The sequence below is a fragment of the Flavobacterium sharifuzzamanii genome, assembly GCF_003254585.1.
Taxonomy (GTDB): domain Bacteria; phylum Bacteroidota; class Bacteroidia; order Flavobacteriales; family Flavobacteriaceae; genus Flavobacterium; species Flavobacterium sharifuzzamanii.
Map to the genome: position 1 here is coordinate 162,915 of NZ_QJGZ01000034.1, position 23,634 is coordinate 186,548.

Sequence of the window (23,634 nt, forward strand, 5' to 3'; positions counted from 1 at the left end):
TTTTAACATGAATATTTTTTGATGCTGTAACAGCTTTAGAACTGCTTTCAGTTCATATAAAAAGTGTTTTTTGATAATGCATTATCCGCCAAAATCCAATCAAAAAAACTTTAAAAGTAGGAGAGAAGTGCTATGTAGTTTTTTTGTGTAAATTTTAGGTTGAAAAGTAAGGGTTGTTGAGTTGAAAATTAAGAATCGAGAAGCATTAAAATAAAGAAAATTTCGATCTCTTTTTTTAGGAAACAGAAAACTGTTTTTTACAATAAAATCGTTGTTTTTTGATGTGATTTCTGTTATAGAGGTTTTCTATAGTAAGATGTTAACTTTTTGATTTTTAGTTTTTAAATTGATTTAATTAAATAAAAAGTTTAATAATTAAAATAAAAAAGTATTTTGTTCTTTTAGGTTTGTTTTTTTGTCTTTATTTGTTGTTTTCAAGAGAAAGAAACCATTAAAAAATAGACTTCAAAAGAGAAGTTAATTTTGTTGGCTGATATGACATTTTTTTTGAAAATGGAGTTTATTACTTGTGAAAGCAACAATTGTAGATTTTCATAGTGAAGAAGGTTTTCGGATACACTTCTTGAGATTTCAGATTTAAAAAAAAAACACTTTACCCTTGAAGAAAGAAGACGCTTAATGGGAGAAAGTTTTTGGACGCCACAGATTGAAATACAACAATAAATTTCACATGATTTATACTGCTGAAGAGAATTACACTCAATGATAATTTACTTGAGCAATTTAAAAACGATTTTAAGGCTTAAATATTTAATTTGGAAGCAATGCTTGATTCTTTCTTTTTTATTGGTCAGGATAAAGAAAAACGCCTTTATCGCATGTGTTTGATTTGTTTTGATATTGGAAAAAATGCCAAATGGTCTAATCATTAACAAAAAAATGCTGTAATCAACGGAGTAGATAACGCAGATTAGTCCATAGTGAGTTAATCCATTTTTTAACATTTTAACCCGTTTTTAACACAGATTCAATTTTAATATTGTCTATTTCAGTTCAGATTCGTACATTGTTAAAAATTACAGATCATGACTAAAAAAATAGAAGATTTAATTCCGCATCGTGCCCCATTCCTTTTTGTGGATGAAATTATTTCTTATACGACAGAAACAATCATTGGTTTAAAGACGTTTACAGAAAAAGATGCTTGGCTTCAGGGCAGTTTTCCCGATTTTAATTTTGTTCCAGGAACTATTTTGATTGAAGCAATGGCGCAGTGTGGCGGTGCAGGTATAAAACTTTTAGGGATTGCAGATGGCGTTTTTGGCTTGGTTAGCTTAGACAAGGTGGAGTTTTTTGGAGGTGTTGAGTTCGATAAACTCGTTAAATTTGTTGTAAAAAACATTCGCACAAGCGAAAAAATCATAAAACAGTCGGGTGAAGCTTTTGATGAAGATAGGCTAATTATGAAAGGTGAGTGGATGTGTGTGAAGCTTCAGTGATATAGTAGAAGCAAGATAATAGAAGCAAGAAGCAAGACGAAAGATTTGATTGAGGCAGGAAGATGGATTTTGAGAGTCAAGAAAAAAGATATGGAGAAAAGAACAGTCTTAAAAAAATAACTCTTTTAGTAAGCTTCAGAGAAGCGAAATATTTATAGCAAAGAATAGCTTTTAGAACATAAAGCTCCGGAGGAGCGACATATTTAAACTTACAGAAAAATATGTCGCTCCTCCGGAGCTTTTTTAATAGGTCTTATTGTAATTCTATAAATATTTCACCCCGCTGGGGGTTTACAGAAGAATAAAATTTAAAAATATTCCATCCAGCAAAAAAGCTGTCCTTTTGAGACAGCTTTTCTTTTTACATTTTTGTAATGATGAATTCGCTTCGGCGATTGACTTGATGCTGTGCTTCGGTACACGGCACTCCGTTGGAGCAATTATTGATTAACTGTGTCTCTCCGTAGCCAATTGCGCTTTCTATTCTTTCGGGAGCAACTCCTTGAGAAATTAAATAATCTCTTGTAGCTTTTGCTCTTCGGTCTGACAGTTCGAGATTGTACTGATCATTGGCTCTTGAATCGGTATGTGACTCAATTTTGATCACAACAGTATTATACTGATGCATTAAGAGAACTACTTTATTTAGTTCTATTGCAGCATCATAGCGAATATCTGATTTATCTAAATCAAAGTAAATAATTCCGATTTTTATTTTTAAAAGACCATTTTCGCGAACGATTAAAGCAGGATCCAAACCAACAAGAGCTTCGGTTTTTCCTGAACTGTTTGCTGTTACAATTGCTTTAGTATTGTTGTTATAACTCTCTTTTGAGACTTCGATAGTATAAGGCGTATTGCAATTTACGTTGTTATTGAAATCGTATTTTCCATCAAGTTGAGAAACGGTTTCAGCTACTTTAATTCCGTTGGCATTTTTTAACGTTACCATAGCTCCAGCAATTCTGTTGTTTGAAATGGCATCAAATACAAAACCGCTTATGGCTTGATTGCATGATCTTTCAAAAGAGTAAATATCATCATCACCTTTTCCAGTTTTTCTATTCGAGCATACAAAACCTTTATTGGTTGCTTCATTAACGATATATCCAAAATCATCTCTATTGCTGTTTAATGGCGCACCGAGATTGGCTGGTGTGTCAAAAGCGCCATCATTTAATCGGCTTTCAAAAACATCCAAACCTCCTAAACCTAAAAATCCGTCAGAAGAAAAATATAGAGCCTGATCGGTGATATACGGAAACATTTCACGGCCAGTTGTATTTATTTTTTCGCCTAAATTTTTAGGTTCAGAGAATTGATTATTGCCTAAAATATCGACTACAAAAATATCTGTAGAACCAATAGTTCCTGGCATATCTGAAACGAAATAGAGCTTTTTGCCGTCTTTGCTTACTGAAGGATGTCCAACGGAATAGTTGTCACTGTTAAAAGGCAGTTCTTTAATATCTTTCCAGGAAACGGTGCCATTGTTGTTTTCTGTTGCTGTAGCAGAAAAGATTTTAAGATTATTAATGCCTTTGGAGTCACGTTTTAGTTTTCCGTTATAATTGTTTCTGGTAAAATAAATCGTTTTTTCATCTGGAGAAAAGGCGATACAGGCTTCGTGATATTTGGTTGTAATATCTTTTCCGAAGCGCTCTTTAAAAGTAACGTTCGATTGTGTTTCGCTTATTTTTCCTAACTGCATATTCAGATAAGGCTGATCGTTCCAACCGTATTTTTCAGTTTTAAAATATGAAGAATCAGCAGTAGTAGAATAAACTAAATTGCCTTTGTAATACATTGGTCCAAAATCTGAATTAGCAGTATTTATGTCTAAATTTTCTAGTAGAAAAGAAGGTTTTATATTTTCAATATCTTCTAAAGTGACATTTTTAAGAGAAAAATTCTTTGCCCTTGGATCTGTCGATTTTTGCTTTTCGGAGAAATTTTTCATCCATTTTTTTGCCAGTTCATAGTTCTGAATCCCTTGCAGAGACTGTGCGTAACGAAATAAATATTCGGCTGAAACTTCATTCGGATATTCAGCAATTAGCTTTCCGTACCATTTTGAAGCACTGGACATTTTTGTATTGAAATAATAAGCGTCTCCAAGTCGCTGAAGCGTTTCTTTGGAAGCATCTCCATTGTTGATGGAAAGTTCATACGATTTTGCGGCTTCAACATAATACATCTTATCAAAAAGAGCATCGGCAGTTTTGTTTTTGGTTTGCGAATAAATTAGCTGTATAACCAATAATGCGAGTATAGTAGTTGTTCTTTTCATAGACTATCCGTATTAAAAGAATCTTGGTGATTTTAGTCCTTTTTTGCGTGAAACCAGTTCAAAACGAAGCATAATTTCGTGCGTACCGCTGTTGTAATTCTGTAAAGCGGTTGTAGTGTAATCGTAAGCGTAACCAGCCATAAGCATTGGCGTAATTTGTATTCCCACAAGACCGCTCACAGAATCCGATGTACGATAAGAAACACCTAGCGTAAGAGCATTGTTGAACATGAAATTGGCAGATATATCGGCAATCATTGGAGCGCCAGCCACATATTTCAGAAAAAGAGCAGGTTTGAATTTGGTATGTGCCGAAAGGTCGAAAACATAACCTCCAATAAGATAAACGTGTATTCTCTGATTGACCAAATCTTCGCTAATATCATCATAAGTATAACGTTCGCGGGTCATAAAATTCGGAATAGAAAGTCCTATATAATCTCTTTCTCCGTGCCAATACAAACCAGCTCCAACAACAGGAAGGAATTTGTTGGTAATGTTTTCACGAAATTGTACATCGGGATCTTTATAGCTTCCTTTGGACCAGTCGATATTGATAACACGTCCACCGCCTTTTACTCCAAAAGAAAGCTTATGATTTTCTCCAGATTTAATGGTATAAGAGAAATTGGCATCTAAATATTGCTCGTCTGTTGGCCCGATTTCTTCGTTTACGATTGAAATTCCAAGCCCTACATTTTTTCCGACTGGTGTATCCAAAGAAAAACTTTGAGTGTCTGGAGCGCCTTCGATACCAACCCACTGCGTTCTTAAAAGACCTGTTACGGTTAAATGTCCAAGAGATCCGGCATAAGCTGAGTTTACGGTCATTGTATTGTACATATATTGCGTGTATTGCGGGTCCTGTTGTGCAAAGGCTCCATATACCGAGAATAGAGTAATTATCGCGAAAACCTTTTTTATATTTTTAATCATAGCCAATTCTATTTTGGTTAATCCTATTCTTAAACTTTTCATTTTCTGGATGGTTTTATTTTAGATAAACCCATCCAGAGGTTTTTTTAGATCCGTCTCCTAAATCAAGAATATAGAAATAGGTGCCTTCAGGAAGCGTTTTAGCAGAACCTTCTGCTTTTCCGTCCCAAGTGTTTTTATAGCCTTTTTGGTAGTAAACCAAATTACCCCAGCGGTTAAAGATTTGCAGCTGATTATTAGGATATCTTTCGATACAGTCAATATAGAAGTAATCGTTTTGGCCGTCATCATTTGGTGAAAACTCATTATAGATTTTTAGACAGTTTGGCGAAACGGTAGCGCTATCCTGATTGTTTGCCGAATTGGTGTCTATTTGATCTAGTTTAACCAAATGAGCATTATTCAAATAATCATTAAAATCAATAACTTTAACCGTTAGCGTTAATGTTTGAATAGTTCCTTTATTAATCGCTGGAATGCTCCAGATTCCTGTTTTCGAATCGTAAGTTCCAGAAGTTACTGCTGAGTTTACTAATGAATATCCTTTAGGCAATGCATCTTGAACTTCTACATTTGTTGCAGTTAAATTGCCTAAATTTTCTGCTGTTATGGTAAACGTTACCTGAGTATCCATAGGAACATCTGTTTTATCGACTTCTTTATTGATGGCTATATCTGTAGAAGGAACATTGATAAATTCAGAATCTTCATCATCTTCGCTTTGGTCTCCGTTATCATTATTTGGAGTTGAATCTGGGTCAAATTGATTACTGGCAGTTACTTGAGCAATATTGACATAATCTACACTTTCCAATCCAAGCGGTTTGGCTACAGTTGCCTCGTATGTTAGCGTTATGCCTCCTACAGGAACGGTTAAATTCACCCATTTAATGATATCCTTGCTGAAGATGCCACCATTATTGATATTCGAAATATTCTTGAATCCAAGCGGTATCAAGTCTTCAACAGCAACCCCGGTAGCGGTGCTTGGCCCATCATTATTAAGCTGAAGTGTGAATGTAACGACTTCGTTTACATTGGCGTTTTTGTTGCTGGCAGTTTTTTCTAAACTTAAATCGGCAACTGCAATTTTGATTTGTAAACTGTCATAATCATCTTCTGTTGTAACTCCGTTATTTGGAGTTGAATCAGGATCGGGCAGGTTACTGGCAATAACCTCGGTTATATTTGTGTATTCGCCTGCTGCGCCCGTTGGCTTATCCACTGTTGTATAAATATCTAGCGATTGATCTGTTCCGGTAGCAATATTTCCGACATTCCAAATACCTGTGATATAGTTGTATAAACCACTTGTAGGGCTACTTGTCTGATAAGTAAATCCAGGTGGCAACAAGTCTTTAACTCTTACGCCAGAAGCATCTGCCGGACCATCATTGGTAACAGTGACTGTGAAAATAACTGTTGAACCAACATCATGAACCGCATCCTGATTAAGTGCTGTTTTTTTAATAGACAAATCTGCCATCACAATTACTGGTGTAACTGAAATACTATCATAATCATCTTCAGTCGTAATTCCATTTCCTGGTGTACTGTCCGGATCATGCTGATCTGCAGTCATGATTTCAGCTATGTTTAAGTACTCGTCAGGAGTACCTGTCGGACTTTTTACAAAAACGTTTAAAATCAAAGTATGGCTATTCCCTGGCAGTATAATTCCAGGAGACCATTCACCAGTTGCAGGGTTATAAGCTCCCGAAGTTGAATTATAGAAAATATAATCATATCCAGAAGGCAATACATCTTTGATAGTTACGCCTGTAGCAATACTTGGCCCCGAATTGGTTACTGTAATCGAGAATGAGATCTGTGATCCCACCGCAGGGGTAAGTATATTATTAATTACTTTTTTCTCAAGAGATAAGTCAGCTACTGCTGGTACAGGAGTTAATAATATTGCCCCCATATCGTCTTCACTACTTACATTATTATTTGGTGTCGAATCTGGATCCAGTTCATTTGAAGCATAGACTTCAGTAATATTTTGGTAATTTCCAGTTGTATTAACTTTTGCTCCAATTAATAAAGATTCTGAAGCTCCGTTTGGAATGGTTCCAATGTCCCAAATTCCTGTAGTGTCGAAATATTGTCCAGCTGTAGAACTGTAAACCACATATTCGTAGCCACTTGGGAGCATGTCAATTACTTTTACTCCAGTAGCATTTTGCGGACCACTATTTGTTACTGTAATTTCAAATGTAATTGTTGCACCAAAAATTGGGCTCAAGTTTCCGCCAACAACAGTTTTAGTAAGAGATAAATCGGCCATAGGAACAACAGGAGCAGTTGCAGCACTTGCATAATCATCCTCGGTTGTGACTCCGTTGTTTGGAGTTGAATTAGGGTCAAGAAGACTACTTGCGGTAACCTCGGCTGTATTTAAATAATTGCCAGAAGCATTTACAATTGCTGTTAACTGAAGGGTTTGCGAATCTCCATTTATCAATGAACCAATAGTCCATTTTCCAGTTGTATTGTTATAAGTTCCTTTTGTTGCTGTAAAACTAGAGAATGTATATCCTGAAGGAAGCAAATCTGTTACTTCAACACCTGTTGTATTTTGCGGTCCTTGATTGGTTATAACTATTTCAAATGTAACTGGAGTTCCAATTAATGGCGTTGCATTATTTACTGTTTTGGTTAAAGATAAATCTGCCGCTTGCCCTAAAGGAGAAGTGGTAGCTGTACCGTAATCATTTTCAGTAGGAACGCCATTGCCTGGAGTTGAATTTGGATCTGGAAGACTGCTAGCTGTTACTTCAGCCACATTTGTATAATTTCCTGTAGCATTTACGCTAGCGGTTATGCGAAGTACTTGTGAATCTCCATTTAAGAATGAACCAATTATCCATTTTCCTGTTGTGGCATCATAAGTTCCTTTTGTAGCGCTGTAATTAGCGAAAGTATAGCCAGAAGGCAATAAATCGGTTACTTCGACTCCAGTAGTATTTTGAGGACCATTGTTTGTTGCAATTATTTCAAAAATAACAAGAGATCCTACTAATGGAGTAGTATTGTTTACTGTCTTGGTTAAAGATAAATCTGCAGCTTGAGCATTTGGAGTGACTGTTGCCGTTGCATAATCGTCTTCTGTAGCAACCCCATTGTTAGGAGTTGAGTCAGGATCTGGAAGCGCACTTGCAGTCACTTCCGCCACATTTACATGGTTTCCTACTGGATTTACTAGAGCTAAAATCTGTAAGGTTTCTGATTTTCCGTTAATCAAATTACCAACTGTCCATAATCCAGTTGTTGGATTATATGTTCCTGTAGAAATGGTAAAGTTAGAATATGTATAACCATTTGGAAGCAAATCTGTAACTGTTACCCCTGATGTGTCTTGAGGTCCATTATTGGTTACAATCACTTCAAAGGTTACTAAAGAGCCAACTAGCGGATTACTATTGCTTACTGTTTTGGTCAATGATAGATCTGCAGATTGTGCTATCGGAACAATAGTTGCTGTAGCATAATCATTTTCAGTAGGAACTCCATTATTTGGGGTAGAATTAGGATCTAGAAGATCGGCTGCAGTTACTTCGGCAATATTAACATAATCGCCAGAAGTATTTACTATGGCTGTAATTTGCAGTGTTTCAGATTCTCCATTAACTAAGTTGCCAACTGACCAAAGACCTGTTGTCGGATTATAGGTTCCTCTAGAAAGGGTGAAACCACTATATGTATATCCTGAAGGCAACAAGTCGGTTATTTGAACTCCTGAATTATCTTGCGGTCCGTTGTTCGTTACAACAATAGTGAACGTAACTGGCGAACCGGCTAGCGGTGTTGTATTGTTTACCGTTTTGGTCAGAGATAAGTCAGAAGATTGTAATACAGGAGTAACAGTTACCGTTGCATAATCGTCTTCTGTTATAACTCCATTGTTTGGCGTAGAGTCTGGATCAGGCTGGCTGCTTGCTGTAACTTCGGCAGTATTTGTATAATTGCCTGTAGGATTCACTATGGCTGTTATTTGTAAAGTGTGAGTTGCAGCAATTGACATACTTCCAACCGTCCACAAACCTGTTACTGGATTGTAACTTCCTGCTGTTGCAGTATATGATACATAAGTGTATCCAGAAGGCAGTAAATCGGTAACCGTTACACCATCTGTGGCTTGCGGACCGGCATTATTTAGCTGTAAGCTGAAAGTTACCTGAGAACCTACAAGTGGAGAAGTGTTATTGATTGTTTTGGTTAATGATAAATCTGCTGATGTTGGAACAGGAGCTGTAGTAGCTTCTGCATAATCATCTTCTGTGGTTACTCCGTTGTTTGGAGTAGAATCAGGATCAGGCTGACTGCTTGCTGTAATTTCTGCACTATTAGTATAATTTCCAGAAGCATTCACTGTAGCTGTTATTTGTAAAGTATAAGAATCTGAAATAGGCATATTTCCAACTGTCCAAAGACCTGTTAACGGATCATAGCTTCCTGTTGTCGCGCTATAGGATACATAAGTGTATCCAGAAGGCAGTAAATCGGTAACAGCAACCCCGTTAGCTTCCTGTGGACCTGAATTAGTCACCTCAATACTGAAAGTTACTTGCGAACCAACAAGTGGAGTAGCATTATTTACGGTTTTAGTTAAAGATAAATCTGCCGATGTAGGAATAGGTGCTGTTGTAACTTCTGCGTAATCATCTTCTGTTGTGATTCCATTGTTTGGAGTGGAGTCAGGATCAGGAAGATTAGCTGCGGTTACTTCGGCTTTATTCAAGTAATCTCCACTTGGATTAACTATTGCTACAATCTGCAGGGTTTCTGAATCACCAGTTACTAAATTGCCAACAGTCCATATTCCTGTGGCAGCATCATAAGTTCCTGTAGAAATGGTAGATCCTGCAAATGTATATCCAGAAGGAAGAACATCTGTCACCTGAATGCCAAAGTTGTCTTGAGGGCCATTATTTGTTACCACAATTTCAAAAGTAGCAAGCGACCCCACTAAAGACGTAGGATTATTTACTGTTTTGGTTAATGATAAATCAGAAGATTGCGGTACAGGACTAGTAGTAGCCGTTCCATAATCATCTTCTGTTGGCACTCCATTATTTGGTGTGGAGTCAGGATCTGGAGTGTCACTATTGGTAACTTCTGCTATATTGGTATAATCTCCTGTTGGATTAACTATAGCATTTATCTGTAATGTTTCAGATTCACTGCTTTCTAATATATCGAGTGTCCAAAGACCAGTTGTACTGTCGTATGTCCCGCTTGTTGCACTAAAAGTAGCAAAAGTATAACCAGAAGGCAGTAAATCAGTTACTTGAACTTGAGCAGCATCTTGTGGGCCACTGTTTGTAGTGATAATAGTAAATGTTACTAGAGAACCAACCAAAGGGGTAGCATTGCTTACTGTTTTTGTTAATGATAAATCTGCTGCTGGAGGTATAGGAGTTAAAACGACATTATCTTCATCATCTTCGCTCTGATCGCCATCATCATTATTTGGCGTACTGTCTGGATCAGGAAGGTTGCTTGCCGAAACTTGCGCTATATTTTTGTAATCTCCTGCTGGCAATACTTTTGCATCCAGAATAAGTGATTCTGTAACACCAACATCGACTGTACCGACATTCCAAATTCCAGTAGTACTGTTGTATGTTCCAGCAGACGAACTATAATTTACGTACTGAAAGCCAGAAGGCAATAAATCAGTTACCTGCACTCCAGTTGCATTATTTGGGCCGTCATTTGTTATTTTAAGTTCAAACGAAACTTGGCTTCCAACGACTGGACTTGTATTGCCTGTAACTACATTTTTGACTAAAGATAAGTCGGCAGAAGGGCCGATAAAAGTGATTTCAGCATCATCTTGATCATCTTCAGAAGCAATATTGTTATTAGGGACACTGTCAGGGTCTGGTAAATCGCTGGTTATAACTTGAGCGACATTCTGATAGCTTCCCAAAGGATTAACAAAAGCATTAAAAGTAAGATCAATATTTGAGTTTGCAGGCAATACTAGATTTCTCCATTCAAGTGTAGCAGTGGCTACTTGATAGGTGCCTCCAGCAGATACTGATCCCGGAATAAGTGTATAACCTACAGGGATAACATCTTTTACGCCGACTCCCGTTGCATTTCCTGGGCCATTGTTAACGACATTAATCGTGAAAGTAACCTGTTCGCCTGCTGCTGCTGAGGTTGGAGTTACAGATTTAGTAAGCTCCAAATCAGCTTGTTTTAAAGAAACAGAAGCTGTTGATATGTCATCTTCGGGCAGGCCATTTCCTGGCGTGCTATCTGGGTCGAACTGATGTGCGGTCTGAATTTCTGCCGTATTAAAATAATCATTCATTGATGTTACGACATTTACTTTAGCGGTAATCTGTAAAGAAAGTGTGTTTCCATTATTCAAATTGCCAACATCCCATATTCCTGTAAGGCTATTGTATTTTCCGGCTCCATTATCACTCACATAAGTGTATCCTGGAGGCAGTTTGTCTGAAACCGTTATTCCGCTCGCATTATTTGGTCCGCTATTCGTTACAGAAATTGTAAAAATAACATTGTCGTTTATACTTACAGTATTAGGAGAAACCGTTTTACGAAGAGATAAATCGGCTACATCTAGAAATACTGTAGCACTATCCTGATCATCTTCTGCTGGATTTTGATTGTTTGGCGTGCTATCAGGATCAAATTGGTCAGATGCGATAACCTCTGCTGTATTGACATAAGATCCTCCTGAGGGTAATATTGTAGCTTTGAATGATAAACTTAAAATGCTTCCGCTTGGAATTGTTATACCGCTCCAAGTAATTGTATTGTCTCCAACATTATAAACTCCTGCAGAAGTAACAGATCCAGCAACAAGCGCAAAACCAAGCGGAATAAAGTCGCGTATGGCAACATTGGTAGCAGTAGAAGATCCTCCCAATGCATTATTATTAAATACATTTATGTTAAAAGTTACCACATCGCCAGCACTACCAGTTGTTGGCGTTACAGTTTTAGTTAATTCAAGATCGGCTACGGCACGTATTGTAAGATTCATTGAATCTGATGAAACGGCACAATTTCCATTTGTTACATTCCACTGAAGTGTATAAATGCCAGGAATTGTTCCAGTTACAGCTGTAGTAGGGCTGGTAGGATCTGTAAAGCCTATTGTACTAGGACCTGCGGTTTGAATCCAGCTTCCGGTTCCAACTGTTGGAGCAACCGCATTCATATTAATAGATGAAAATTGAGGTCTAATTTGATCAGGCCCTGCATTGGCGGTTGAAGGTTGGTCATATATGGTCACCAAGACAGTATCTTCAGATATGCAACTCGTTGAAGCGGCTGTAGTGACTGTCCATTTAAATTCATAAGTACCCGGTATTAGACCAAGCATTAGAGAATTTTCATTGTTTGGGGATCCTATTCCAGCTGTATTTGGACCAGAAACCATAGTCCATTCTCCAACTCCTGATGTCACTGGGGCAGCATTCATGGTAGCAGTATTTACATCACAGAGCTCTTGATCTGGACCTGCATTAGCTACAGATGGTGGAACATCATTGAAAGTTATTTCTACTTGGTCTGAAGTAGGCTGGCATAATGAAGGATTAGTAAATGGTCCGTTGCTAACTGTCCATGTTAAGATGTAAGTGCCTAAAACGTTAATATTTGATAAAGTAGTAACAGGACTATTTGGATTGTCAATTACAGCATTTCCTCCAGGAGGCTGAGAGAAAAATGTCCATGTACCTATACCTACAGTTGGAGGAACCGCAGCAGTTTTATAAGTGGTTTGGCAGGCAACGGTATCGTCAGGGCCTGCATTTGCAGCGCTTGGCGGTGCATTCATTTCTATTCTGACAATATCAGAAAGAGTTCGGCAATTGTTGCTCATAAATACCCATTCCAGAATATAAAGACCAGGAACAGTTAAATTTGAAACGGTTGTTAAAGGCGCTGTGGGAGTGTCAATAACCGCAACGCTTCCTGCTGGCTGATAAACAAATCTCCATTGAAATGTTGTAACATCGGGCGGAGGAATATTTCCGCTCATTGTGGCGACACCGCCAACATCACTAATACATAATGTTTGGTCTGGCCCCGCATCTGGGTCAATACTGGCGCCATTAAAAATAGTAACATTTACAGAATCTGAAGTCCCATTACATGTACCGCCATTTGGAAATGTAGTGCTATTGGTAGTAAATGTAAAAATATAATCATTTCCAGGAACTACCGTTGCGTTAGCAATATAACTATTTGAAGGCGATTGTGTGATTATAACATCATTAGGATTTCCTGTTGTACTGGTTAGTGACCATATTCCTGTTGAATTCTCATTGGCAACAAGCTGCACACTGGTAACGTCACAATAAGTTTGGTCAACTCCTGCGTTTGCGGCAGGATCAACTACAACGACTACATCATCAAAACTGCCTTGGCATAAAAAGATACTTTTTGCAGTTATAGTCCATCTGAAAGTATATGTTCCTGCTATAAGCCCATTAATTGCAGTATTCGGATTTGAAGGGTCTACAATTGTAGGCTGATTAGGCGAACCTGTAAGTACAGACCATTGTCCAAGCTCAAAAAAACTGTCATAGGAGCTTCCTGCCATGGTTACAGTACTGTTGTTGCAAATATTTTGATCTGGCCCTGCATTGGCCTGATGAGGCGGAAGACCGATGGTCAGATTAATATCATCAAATGCCTGGCCGCAGATGCCAGCATCGACTGTCCATCTAAAGATGTAATATCCACTGTATGAAAAGGTAAAAACAGCATTTGGATCATGAATATCACTTATAGTATAATTTCCAACACCTGAAATTCTTGACCATGTACCTATTGATCCACCGCTTTGCGTAGCAGCCATAGTAATTGTAGTGCCACAAATTTCTTGGTCTGGACCAGCTGAGGCAACTGGTGGAGTTTCTGCAACTGTTACGGATACACTGCTTTGGCTAGGAATACAGGTTCTTAGTCTCGAACTAATGGACCATGTAAAAACATAAGTTCCGTTTCCTGGAACGGTTACCATCGTATTGGGATCTTCTACGTCATTAAAGACGACTCCAGCTGAGGGCTGCACTGACCAAATTCCATATTCCCCAAATGCTGGACTATTTCCGCTAAGGTTAAAAGTAGTTGTGCCAGAAGTATAGCAGGCATTTGGACCTGCATCTGATGTTGTAGGTGCTTGATTATTATTTGTACTAATAGTTACCGTGTCAGAAACTGCCGCACCACAGGACGGGCCAGGGTGCGAATAAGAAACTGTCCATTGCAATTCGTAAGAAGCATTCGCTGTCGCAAAACCAGATGCAATGGCATTCGGATCATTCACATCTGAAAATGTAACTGTATCGGGGCCTGAAACTTGACTCCAAGTTCCCATTTCACCATTTGCAGGCGGAACAGCCTCTAGTGGTACCTGAGAACTTGCGCAAACGACTTGATCGTTTCCAGCCTCTACATTACTTATTGTACTGTCTGAAACATAAACAGTAACTGTAGCTACAGAAAATCCACAGGTAGCACCGCCACCTTTTGTGATATATTGGAAAACATAAGTACCCGAAATAAGATTGCTAACTGGCGTATCTACAGCAAAATTGTCAGCAATTGTTGCAGTATTAGGACCGCTAAGCTGACTCCAAAAATGCAGACCGTCATCTGTACTGACACCAGAAAGAACAGTACTGGTATCTCCGCAAGGAAGACTGACATCGGTTCCCGCGTTAGATGGAGTAGGATCTCCAGAAACCAAAATACCAAGAGTGTCAAAGCCATAATCGCATTCAACAGTTAATGCACCAGTCTGTTTTCGAACAAATTCGACCGTATATTCTCCTGGAGCAGTAAGTGTTAAGGTTAATGAATTTCCAACATCAGTCATGGCAGTAGGAAATGGGGCCAAAGGAGAGAGTGGAGGCCCGCTAACAATGCGATATTGGTTAGAACCTGTTCCAGTTACAGCAAGCGGAATTGTAAATACAGTTGCATTACAGCTTCCTACGATATCTTTTCCATCATTTGCTAAAATAGTTCTGGTTGGACCATTATATTGTACGATATAATCTTTAGTAAAAACACAACCCGTATTGTTATTTGTAAGGGTGTAACGGAAACGGTATGGATCTCCTCCCTGAAAAATATTGGTTACCAATGTAGTTGGGTTCGTTGGCGAAACAATTACAGCGCCACTATCGCCAGAGACTTGTGACCAAGCCACAGTTTCGCCTGCATATAGAGGAGTTTGCGCAATCAGAGTAACCTGATTTATAGTATTGTCGCAGAAGAATATGTTTTCGTCTCCGCCAGGAAGCTGTGTTACATCTTGAGTTGCTGGAGGTACAGTAATTACAACGGTATCATTTCCAGAAGCACAAGGCCCCGTTACTGTCCATCGGAATGTGTAGGTTCCCTGAACCAAATTTGAAATTCCCGTATTATTAGCATTTGGATTGCTTATAACGGGTGTATTAGGACCGCTTACAAATGTCCACTGTCCGTTTTGTCCGTTAAGTCCGCAGCCGCCGTAAGTGGCATTTAAATTGGTTGATTGGGTTGTTGTATAACAATTGCTTAAAGTCTGATCTGGACCTGCTGAAACAGGTTTTACTCCTCCATAATTAGTTACCGTTATTTGAGAAGTGGTTCTGCAACGCTGTCCAGGTGCATATTCTGGTCCTTCAATAACCCATTGAAGTGTTGTAACACCACAGCTTGTTTCAGGGAGGCTAATTGTTGAGGTGGCTAAATTTGGAAAATTAATTACAACCCCAGCATTATTTGCGCCTACAATTTCCCAATGTCCTATCTCTCCTGTATTTTGGGGAGTGTTTGCAATAATAGCTAACGTTCCATTATTATTAGGACAGCTTGCAATATTGGCACCAGCATTGGCCATGGTTATAGGTTTAACATTAACCACTTTATCCTGATAAGATATAATACCATCACTGCAGGTTGCGCTATATCTAAAAATATAAGTATTTCCTCCTGTATAACCAGAAACGGTTGTGCTTGGACTTGTTGGTGAATTAATAGTTACTGCTGGACCAGAGATTTGAGTCCATTTGACTGTGCCAATAATCGGACTCGGGTTATTTCCAGTTAAAACCATTGCATCGGTTGCGCAAATAGTTGTATTCAATACTCCGGCGTTTACAGTACAGTTTTGTGCATTTGATTGAAAAGTAGTAAGAAAAATTACCAATGCAGCAAAAACTAGTTTTTTTGATAAAGTGCAAGTTCTCCAAGAAAAATAAAATTGTGCCATAAGCAATCAGGAATGAAAAGGCAGCACAGCAAATTTATAACTACCTTAAATTAATAAATTGATTTTGAGCATTAATCGTAGTTAAGATTTTGAATATTTTTGGGGATACTCAAATTTAAAGAAAGATAAGTTTATATTGTTTTTTTCTATGTTGCAGATTATAAAATGAAACAAAAAAAACAGGTTTTGAAACAACAAAATGCTATATAATACAATCAGAAGGCTTTTGTTGCAACAGAGAATTTAGGCTTATTTTTATAAAAAAGTTATAGTGGAGTAAAATTTTTATAATAAATCTAATTTTAAAAGTAGCAGAAAACGTCCAGATTTTGAAGTGGAATGCAGATGATAAGAAAATAACAAAAGGCTGTCTTTTTTGACAGCCTTTATTATTAAATCTTTTCCTCTAAAAATTAAAAAGCCTCCCCAATTCTAAAATAAACTCCCCAATCTCCTTTACCAACTGCACCGTCTAAACCAACATTAAATTTTGATTTTTTGAATGGATTGTATCGATAGCCAACGCCACCTCCAGGGTACATTTTCCAATCAAAGCTTGGAGTGTCAGAACCGTAAATTGTTGCAATACCAAAAAAGCCTACCAAACCCATTTTTTTTCCAAAGTTATAGCGGTATTCGCCTTGAATATCCATTAATCCGGCACCTCTATATTTTCCTTCAGAATAACCGCGAATATCTGTTCCACCAATAGTACTCTGCTGTTCAAATGCCACATTTCCAAGGCCAAATTTTCCAAAGATTCGAGCTGCAATAACATCTTTATTGTCTCTAGTAGGAATATATCTATTGGCCTGAAAGGATATTCGGTTAGAGGCCAATTCATTATCTAAAAAATCAGGATAGGTAGACCAGTCCAATTTAATTTTGTATCCCTTTGTCGGATAATAAACAGCATCTCTTGTGTCGTAGAGTAAATTTACCACTAGAGCATTACTATGCGATACAGAGGAAGGAGAGATGTTATCTTCATAAACCGTATTATAATGCGCATAGGTATATGACAAACCGCCATAAAATTTTCCAACAATTTTGCGCTGGCCTCCAAAACTCAATACAGTTGTTTTGGTTCCATAATCGTAGAAATCAGGTTGGTCAATATCGTCAACATAAAACTGCGAATTCTGATTTCCGGTAAGAAAGAAGAACTTCACTCGCCATTTATCTTCATTCAAATACCATCTGTTAAAGAGAGCCAAGATATAAGATTTGTTGGTTGTGTATATAGCTGTCATTCCAGACAATGATTTAGGCGAAATAGTATCGGCATGATTCAATTTATACATTGCCATCGGAATTGCGCCAAACATAAAATCAAGGTTTCGATTATAACTCAAATAAGGCATTACTCGCAGTTCAATTTTTTTCTCTTTTTTCGGAATAGAATCGACGTTTTTTTGTCCGAAAGTAGAATGTATAAAGACAGTAAAAAGGAAAAAGAATAGAAAATGCCTCATGGAATAAATTTATTTGGTGAAACTTATATTGGCGCAGAAAAATGTTTTTTGGGTATTTGTAAATTTAAATAAATAATATAAGTAATTGAAATAAAATTAATTAAGGTTAAGTTGTTTTATCAAATATAGAAAGTAATTTTTCTAAAGCATTTTCAGAATGCAGCTGTTCAGCGTTTTTTAAAGTATTTTCTAAGGCTATTTCAGCTCTCACCAACATGCACTTTTCAAAATAAGAAATGGCAGTTTTCATATCAGAAAATTGATTATTTGTTAAACAATTAGCCAATTCAAAAGCATCGAGCAAAGCCAAATTAGCGCCTTTTCCAGCAAAAGGTGGCATTCTATGGGCTGCATCGCCAATCATGGTTAAGTTTTCCAGTGTTTCCCAAGATTGATTAAACGGAAAATAATATTGCGGACGCGGAATAAAGTATAATTCTTTACTCTTAAACAACTCATCCCATTCAGAACCCCAATCTTTATAGACCTGTTTAAACCAATCGAAAATCTGTTTATTGTTTTTAAAATCCAAATGGTTTTCTGCAATCCAATTTTCAGGAATTTTACTGCTGAGTAAAAACATCAGAGAGCCGTCTCCTTTTGTGCCATACATGATGGTTTGTTCTTTTCCAAAAGCAAGAACTTTTCCGCCTTTCGAAAATTCAAACAGATTTGGAGCATTTTCTTTGGCATTATAAATTGTACCTTCAATCATAGTAATTCCAGAGTAAATTGGTTTTTCTGTGCTTATATAAGGGCGTACTTTAGAATTTGCGCCATCTGAAGCAATTACAAAATCTGCATAAACATTCGTTCCGTTCTTAAAATGTATTCGCCAGCCGTTATTTTCTTTTTCCATAGAAGTAAACTGACTGTTCCAGACAATCGAATTTACAGAAAGAGAATTCAATAAAATATTTCGAAGAACCGAACGATCTATTTCTGGACGAGGTTTTGAAATGTCTTGAAGAGAATCCTGATGGTTTTCTGAATTCGTTTTAGAAACACCTTTTTGGATAGCATGTTCATCAAATTTCAGTTCAAAGTTTTGATTAACAATCCGAGCTTTGCTGGCATTTGATCTGACATTTTTATAAAATTCATCTAATAAATCAGCTTGTTTCATAGCTATCAAACCCGAATCTTCATGCAAATCTAATGGAGATCCTTGCACGCGAACTTCTGAGTTGAGGTCTCTTTCATAAACTTTTACATTAATATTTTGTATTTGTAAAAGACGGGCTAGCATCAAACCGCCCATTCCGCCGCCAATAATGGCAACTTGTTTATTTTCTAGTAACATAGTTTTGTATTTAAAATCTATGTTGCAAAATTATTGTGATGAAAGAGCAGATAATAGTATAAATCGGTCGTTTTTGTTTTGAAAAAGTTCTTTCGGAAGTGAACCCGAAATTTTCTTAACCTCTTTAATAAAATGAGTCTGATCAGAAAAATCCTCTTCTGGAAACAATTTTCCTTTTGCAATATGTTCCAATGAAGCACGAAAGCGGAGAATCGAGCAATATTCCTTTAATGAAATTCCGAAATACTGATTAAAATACCTGTTGATTTGGCGGCTGCTCCAATTCGCTTTTTCGGATAGCTCTTTTACGGTCATTGTTCCTTTGGTTTCATAGATAAGGCTGAACAGCTTTTGTTTTCTGTGGTCTACTTCCTTTAATAATAAGGAATGAATTTTTGCTGAAGCTTTTTTGCAGAACAATTCAAAATTTTCTAGATCATTTTCATTAAAATCCCAAAAATCTAAGTTCAGTATTTTTCCAGAATTCAAAAGATCTGCAATGCTTTCATGAAAAATATATTCAGCAGCAAGAAGTTTAAAACTGATAACAAAGGTTAGGCTGTTTGCTGGAATTTTTCCTTTTTCATATTGCTGAGTGCCTAAACCTAAAAGCCTAATTTGAAAAGAAGTTTCAGGAGTTTTTATGAGCGATAAATCAATTCGTCCATCAGGAAGACCGATTGTTTCTAAAGTTTGATCAGATTTGTTCTCCATACACCAAAAACTATCTACAAAATCTGAGAGATTTTTGCTGGGTTTAATGGATTGATATGATAAATCGTGATGCATTTTATCAAATTTTAAAGTGAAATTAAACAAAATGTATCTTATTTCTACGAAAAGAATCACTTATAGAAAGCTTATAAAAGACTTTCGAATTCGATAAAAAGCGTGATAAAAAACTTAACATTGGGTAAGTTGTTGTTTTTTAGTATCTTAGTTATTGTTTTTTCTTGTGATGAAAAACTTAACATTGGGGAATGTCTTTTTCAATCTATCTTTGTTTATTATTTTTTGATGTTAATTTAATGATTTAATAACATTAAAAATTAGTTTAATTCAAAATAAATTTAATCAATTTCTTAAAATTAACAGAATAATGACAAAAGAAGTACTTGCGAATGAAATCGATCAGGAAGTAGAAGTTGTTCCAGTTATCTCAAACGAAGAAAACGAACAGCAAGAGACTACGATTTCAGAAACAGAATCAACTGTTGAAATATCAAAACCAAAACCTAAAAGGGCTCCCAAAAAAACAGCTGAAAAAGAAACGGCAACTGAAGAAATAGCAATAGAAACTGAAGTTGAAGGAACGGTGTCTGAGGCAGAAACATCAGAAGAAAACGGAGACCAGCCAAAATCTAAAAAAAATAAAAAGATGAAAGACAAAGAAAAGGAGAAAAAAGAGAAAAAGAAAAAAGTTGCTGCAAAGAAAAAAGAAAAAGCAAAAGACAAGAAGAAAGAGAAGGCTAAAAAAGCAAAATTAAAAGCTAAAGCGAAAAAGAAAGCCAAAGCGAAAAAAGCCAAAGAAAAAGCAAAAGCTAAAAAGATTGCTAAAAACAAAGCAAAAAGATCTAAAGCAAAGAAGAATAAGAAAAAATAATACTAATTGTGAATGGTGAATGGTTAATTGTGAATTTTCCAAAGCAATCATAATAATAGAATTATAAAGCCACAGATTATAGGATTAACACAGATTTTCAAAAATCATTTTAATCCTATAATCTGTGGCTTTTTTATTTAAGTCTTGCCTTTCACAATTCACAACTCACATTTCACTAATCTTTGCTTTTTTCTTTAGCGCGAGTTTATCAATTTTTTGAAGAAATTCTGGGTCAAATTCAGAATAGGCTCTTAATCTGTATTTTTCGTCCCTGATTTTCATGACCAAGCGAATTTTTTGAACCATAAGCCAGATGGGTTCGTATCTTTTATGTCCTAATAAATATTGAATTTTGAGTATAGATAATTTTCTATGCGAAAGCGTCATTAATTCAATGCAGATCATCCAGTATCGAATAGGAAGATTGGAGTTTTCCATTACTGTTCCTGAGCGGAGACTTATTCGGTTGCCACATTTACGACACTGAAATTTTAAATCATTCTGACGGAAAGAATGCACATTATGTCCGCATTTCCTGCACAAAATTCCGTTTTCTAAACGCTTGTTTTTGAGCTCTTCAATGCAAGTTGTTTCATCAGAATATTTTTCAAAATAGGCGCGTAGCTCCATCTGTACAAATCCATATTTACGTTTCGAAATATAAAATATTTTAAAAGAAACGAATAACAATTTGTATAAAAATCGAAAGTTTTTTTGTGATTTCTAAATGGGTATTGTTTGTGCCGTTATATTTCGCCCCGCTGGGGCTCCTTTATGATTGGGGGTTTTTCTCTACAAATATTTAGCCTCTCTGAGGCTCTCCTAAAATTATCGATATTTTTTTTCTACCAAACATTATGCTCAGCTGGAGCTCTTTTGTGTTAAATAGAATCTTTTCAATCAACATTTAGTCCTTCTGCGGACTTTGAGCTATAAAGTGCAGCTCCAGCGGAGCTCAATATTTATAGAAAGAAAAAACGTAAAGGACGTAAAGCTCCAGTGGAGCGACATAGTTAGCGGTATGGCTGAAAAAATAAAAAGGAATATTCGTTCATGAATATTCCTTTTTACGAAGGGTAAAATTGTGTTATAATTTAGCTACGATTTCTTTTTTGTACTTATTAAGGATAGATTTTGTCATACCTAAATTAGCTTTTGTAGAATCTACAGCCAGGTAAATAAAATACTCCTGATTGTCAGATACATCGATGATGTGAATTTGAGAACTTAACGTAATCATAATGTTATCAATTACCTGTTCTTTTAATCCTAAAGCTTTAATAGCATTCATTTTTGCTTTTACCACTTCCAGATTATAAGCTGATGCTAATTCAGGGTCAAAATCTGCCACTACAGATTGAGAATAGTATGACATGCCGCTTGCAATTTCAGCTACAGAAACTGCGATGAACCCAGGGACGTTCTTTTTTAGGTCTTCCCCAAATTGAGTTAAAAAATCAGACATAATGTTAGAATTTTAGTTGTTGTAAATAAGATTGAATTGTTTTGGATAAAAGCAAAATTAGGGATACAATATTATTTAATTATCCGTAATGCGTACCTTTTTTTATACAATAATTAAAAAATAACATAAGTCTGATAAAATTAACTTTTTGTTCTTTTAGCTAAATTTTGTTTTAGTTTGAAAATGAAATGATTAAACTAAAAAAATGCTTCTAAAAAGCGCTTGTGCACCTTTTAAAAGCATTTTCATTTAAGCAAAAATTAATTTTTTACTTGATTTCTGTTATAAATTCTTCTTGAGCAGTTCTCACTTTTTTCAAATTTACCAACCAGTCGTTTGCATCATCTCTATAACCAAGAGGTAGAACCAAAACGCTATTTAAGCCAAGTTCGTTTAAACCTAAAAGTTTATCTACTTCAGCAGGAATAAAACCTTCCATTGGAGTTGCGTCTACTTGCTGTTCAGCTGCAGCAGCGATTGCGATACCAAAAGAAATATAAGCTTGTTTTGCCGCGTGGTTAGCGTGCCATTCTTGACCAAGAGGCTCGTACATTCCCCAAAGTCTTTGTTTGTACTCGTCCATTGCATCAGCAGGAATTCCTCTTTCTGCAATAGTTTTATCAAAAACAGCAGAAATTTTCTCTAAGCTATAACCATCCCAAGCAGCCCAAACCAAAACATGAGAAGCGTCTGTAACTTGACTTTGGTCAAAACTAGCAGCTCTAAGTTTTTCTTTTACATCTTTGTTTGTAATAACAAAGATTTTATAAGGCTGTAAACCAGAAGAAGAAGGAGCTAGTTTTGCAGCTTCAAGAATATAATCTACTTTTTCTTGCGGAACCGCTTGTCCGTTCATTTTTTTTGTAGCGTAACGCCACTTTAATGCATCTATTAAGGCCATCTTTTTTAATTGATTAAAATTGTATTCAAATGTAAAAACTTTAAGTGTATTTTTGTCATCTGATTACCAAAAGTAACTGTAACATTGAGGTAACCTACTAATAGAACATGATAAAAGAACCCATACACGATAAAAAATCGTGCAATCAGCATATTATGGCAGTGCATGACGCCATGTATATTTTAAACGGAAGATGGAAAATTTCGATCATAGCATCATTATGCTTCAATACATTGAGATTTACCGACTTATTACGGGAAGTTGAAGGCATTTCTGGAAAAATGCTGAGCAGGGAATTAAAAAACCTCGAAGAAAATCAATTAGTGACCCGCACTGTTCTCAATACACAGCCTGTTACGGTTGAGTATGAATTAACAGAATACGGACATACCTTAAAAGAGGTCATTGATTCTCTTGCAAAATGGGGACATAACCACAGAAAGAAAATTACAGGCAAAGATTAGCCTTTGCTTTTTATGTCAATAGCTCTTTGCAAAAAACCTTGACGAGTTAGATTCTGTTCTGCTTCTTCAATTGCTCGTAGAAGATTGTTTTGCGTATTAGTAATTTCGTTCAGCGTTATTGTCATAATGCTCCAAACAGGTTGCATTTTAGAAACCAGTTCTTTCCCTTTTGCTGTTAAGATAATGAGTCTTTTACGTTCGTCTTGTTTGTCTTTTTTAGAACTGATAATTTTTTCTTTCTCCAATTCCTTCAATAAACTGATGGTCGACGGATGGCTATAGCCAATTTCATTTGCAATTTCAACAACGCTCAGCATTTCTTTTACATGCAGAGTGTAAATCACTGGAAACCACTTTGGCTCAAAATCAATATTAAAATAACTATAAATCTGTGCTCCGTCTTTGCGTAATTGCTCACTCAGACGCTGCAAACGTGTTGATATGGCTAAGATGCCAATTTCGTCAATTATATTCATT

General features: G+C 36.5%; 12 protein-coding genes and 1 pseudogene. 3 read left to right on the forward strand and 10 right to left on the reverse strand.

Annotated elements, in window-relative coordinates:
• Positions 1 to 1,046: 1,046 nt before the first annotated feature.
• Positions 1,047 to 1,460 carry a 3-hydroxyacyl-ACP dehydratase FabZ family protein gene (locus tag DMA14_RS04810; RefSeq protein WP_111376945.1) on the forward strand — a complete coding sequence of 138 codons (414 nt, stop codon included), beginning with the start codon at positions 1,047 to 1,049 and terminating at the stop codon, positions 1,458 to 1,460.
• Between the two features lie 361 nt (positions 1,461 to 1,821).
• On the opposite strand, the gene DMA14_RS04815 is transcribed toward DMA14_RS04810, so the two are convergent.
• The 6 genes from DMA14_RS04815 to DMA14_RS04840 form a co-directional block, all read right to left on the reverse strand.
• On the reverse strand, positions 1,822 to 3,750 hold the full coding sequence (locus DMA14_RS04815; RefSeq protein ID WP_111423569.1) for an OmpA family protein: 1,929 nt from the start codon (positions 3,748 to 3,750) through the stop codon (positions 1,822 to 1,824).
• A gap of 12 nt (positions 3,751 to 3,762) precedes the next feature.
• Positions 3,763 to 4,728, reverse strand: a complete 966-nt coding sequence (locus DMA14_RS04820) for a PorP/SprF family type IX secretion system membrane protein (RefSeq protein WP_111423570.1) — start codon at positions 4,726 to 4,728, stop codon at positions 3,763 to 3,765.
• A 13-nt stretch (positions 4,729 to 4,741) separates the two neighbouring features.
• Entirely contained in the window at positions 4,742 to 15,946 is an 11,205-nt protein-coding gene (locus tag DMA14_RS04825; protein WP_111423572.1) for a PKD domain-containing protein, read from the reverse strand.
• Between the two features lie 413 nt (positions 15,947 to 16,359).
• Positions 16,360 to 17,421: a BamA/TamA family outer membrane protein gene (locus tag DMA14_RS04830; RefSeq protein ID WP_111423574.1), complete on the reverse strand. Its 1,062-nt coding sequence runs from the start codon at positions 17,419 to 17,421 to the stop codon at positions 16,360 to 16,362.
• Positions 17,422 to 17,527: 106 nt separating this feature from the next.
• Positions 17,528 to 18,724 (reverse strand): FAD-dependent oxidoreductase, encoded by a 1,197-nt coding sequence (locus DMA14_RS04835; protein WP_111423575.1) that lies wholly within the window; start codon positions 18,722 to 18,724, stop codon positions 17,528 to 17,530.
• 30 nt (positions 18,725 to 18,754) lie between these two features.
• On the reverse strand, positions 18,755 to 19,513 hold the full coding sequence (locus DMA14_RS04840; RefSeq protein ID WP_111423577.1) for a helix-turn-helix domain-containing protein: 759 nt from the start codon (positions 19,511 to 19,513) through the stop codon (positions 18,755 to 18,757).
• Between the two features lie 310 nt (positions 19,514 to 19,823).
• Here DMA14_RS04840 and DMA14_RS22885 point away from each other — a divergent pair, with 310 nt between their 5' ends.
• A complete protein-coding gene (locus tag DMA14_RS22885; RefSeq protein ID WP_203418260.1) occupies positions 19,824 to 20,327 on the forward strand; it encodes a hypothetical protein in 504 nt (167 codons plus the stop codon).
• A gap of 186 nt (positions 20,328 to 20,513) precedes the next feature.
• Here the strand turns inward: DMA14_RS22885 and DMA14_RS04850 are convergent.
• The 3 genes and pseudogenes from DMA14_RS04850 to DMA14_RS04860 form a co-directional block, all read right to left on the reverse strand.
• Positions 20,514 to 20,957 (reverse strand): annotated as a pseudogene (locus DMA14_RS04850) (transposase); the annotation flags it as partial.
• A 457-nt stretch (positions 20,958 to 21,414) separates the two neighbouring features.
• Entirely contained in the window at positions 21,415 to 21,792 is a 378-nt protein-coding gene (locus DMA14_RS04855) for a hypothetical protein (protein ID WP_111369581.1), read from the reverse strand.
• A 268-nt stretch (positions 21,793 to 22,060) separates the two neighbouring features.
• Positions 22,061 to 22,693, reverse strand: coding sequence for a nitroreductase family protein (locus DMA14_RS04860; RefSeq protein ID WP_111423580.1), 633 nt, complete (start codon positions 22,691 to 22,693; stop codon positions 22,061 to 22,063).
• A gap of 107 nt (positions 22,694 to 22,800) precedes the next feature.
• Between DMA14_RS04860 and DMA14_RS04865 the strand changes: the two genes are divergently transcribed.
• The gene (locus DMA14_RS04865) at positions 22,801 to 23,157 is read left to right on the forward strand and encodes a winged helix-turn-helix transcriptional regulator (protein WP_035690806.1); all 357 of its coding nucleotides are present in this window, start codon (positions 22,801 to 22,803) and stop codon (positions 23,155 to 23,157) included.
• Here the strand turns inward: DMA14_RS04865 and DMA14_RS04870 are convergent.
• Positions 23,154 to 23,633 carry a MarR family winged helix-turn-helix transcriptional regulator gene (locus DMA14_RS04870; protein ID WP_111423582.1) on the reverse strand — a complete coding sequence of 160 codons (480 nt, stop codon included), beginning with the start codon at positions 23,631 to 23,633 and terminating at the stop codon, positions 23,154 to 23,156. The two genes, DMA14_RS04865 and DMA14_RS04870, sit on opposite strands and share 4 nt — an antisense overlap.
• Position 23,634: the final 1 nt, after the last annotated feature.

Bases quoted from the DNA above. Each gene is read 5' to 3' on its own strand.
- DMA14_RS04810 (WP_111376945.1), top strand. From the start codon at position 1,047: ATGACTAAAAAAATAGAAGATTTAATTCCGCATCGTGCCCCATTCCTT.
- DMA14_RS04815 (WP_111423569.1), bottom strand. From the start codon at position 3,750: ATGAAAAGAACAACTACTATACTCGCATTATTGGTTATACAGCTAATT.
- DMA14_RS04820 (WP_111423570.1), bottom strand. From the start codon at position 4,728: ATGAAAAGTTTAAGAATAGGATTAACCAAAATAGAATTGGCTATGATT.
- DMA14_RS04825 (WP_111423572.1), bottom strand. From the start codon at position 15,946: ATGGCACAATTTTATTTTTCTTGGAGAACTTGCACTTTATCAAAAAAA.
- DMA14_RS04830 (WP_111423574.1), bottom strand. From the start codon at position 17,421: ATGAGGCATTTTCTATTCTTTTTCCTTTTTACTGTCTTTATACATTCT.
- DMA14_RS04835 (WP_111423575.1), bottom strand. From the start codon at position 18,724: ATGTTACTAGAAAATAAACAAGTTGCCATTATTGGCGGCGGAATGGGC.
- DMA14_RS04840 (WP_111423577.1), bottom strand. From the start codon at position 19,513: ATGCATCACGATTTATCATATCAATCCATTAAACCCAGCAAAAATCTC.
- DMA14_RS22885 (WP_203418260.1), top strand. From the start codon at position 19,824: ATGACAAAAGAAGTACTTGCGAATGAAATCGATCAGGAAGTAGAAGTT.
- DMA14_RS04855 (WP_111369581.1), bottom strand. From the start codon at position 21,792: ATGTCTGATTTTTTAACTCAATTTGGGGAAGACCTAAAAAAGAACGTC.
- DMA14_RS04860 (WP_111423580.1), bottom strand. From the start codon at position 22,693: ATGGCCTTAATAGATGCATTAAAGTGGCGTTACGCTACAAAAAAAATG.
- DMA14_RS04865 (WP_035690806.1), top strand. From the start codon at position 22,801: ATGATAAAAGAACCCATACACGATAAAAAATCGTGCAATCAGCATATT.
- DMA14_RS04870 (WP_111423582.1), bottom strand. From the start codon at position 23,633: ATGAATATAATTGACGAAATTGGCATCTTAGCCATATCAACACGTTTG.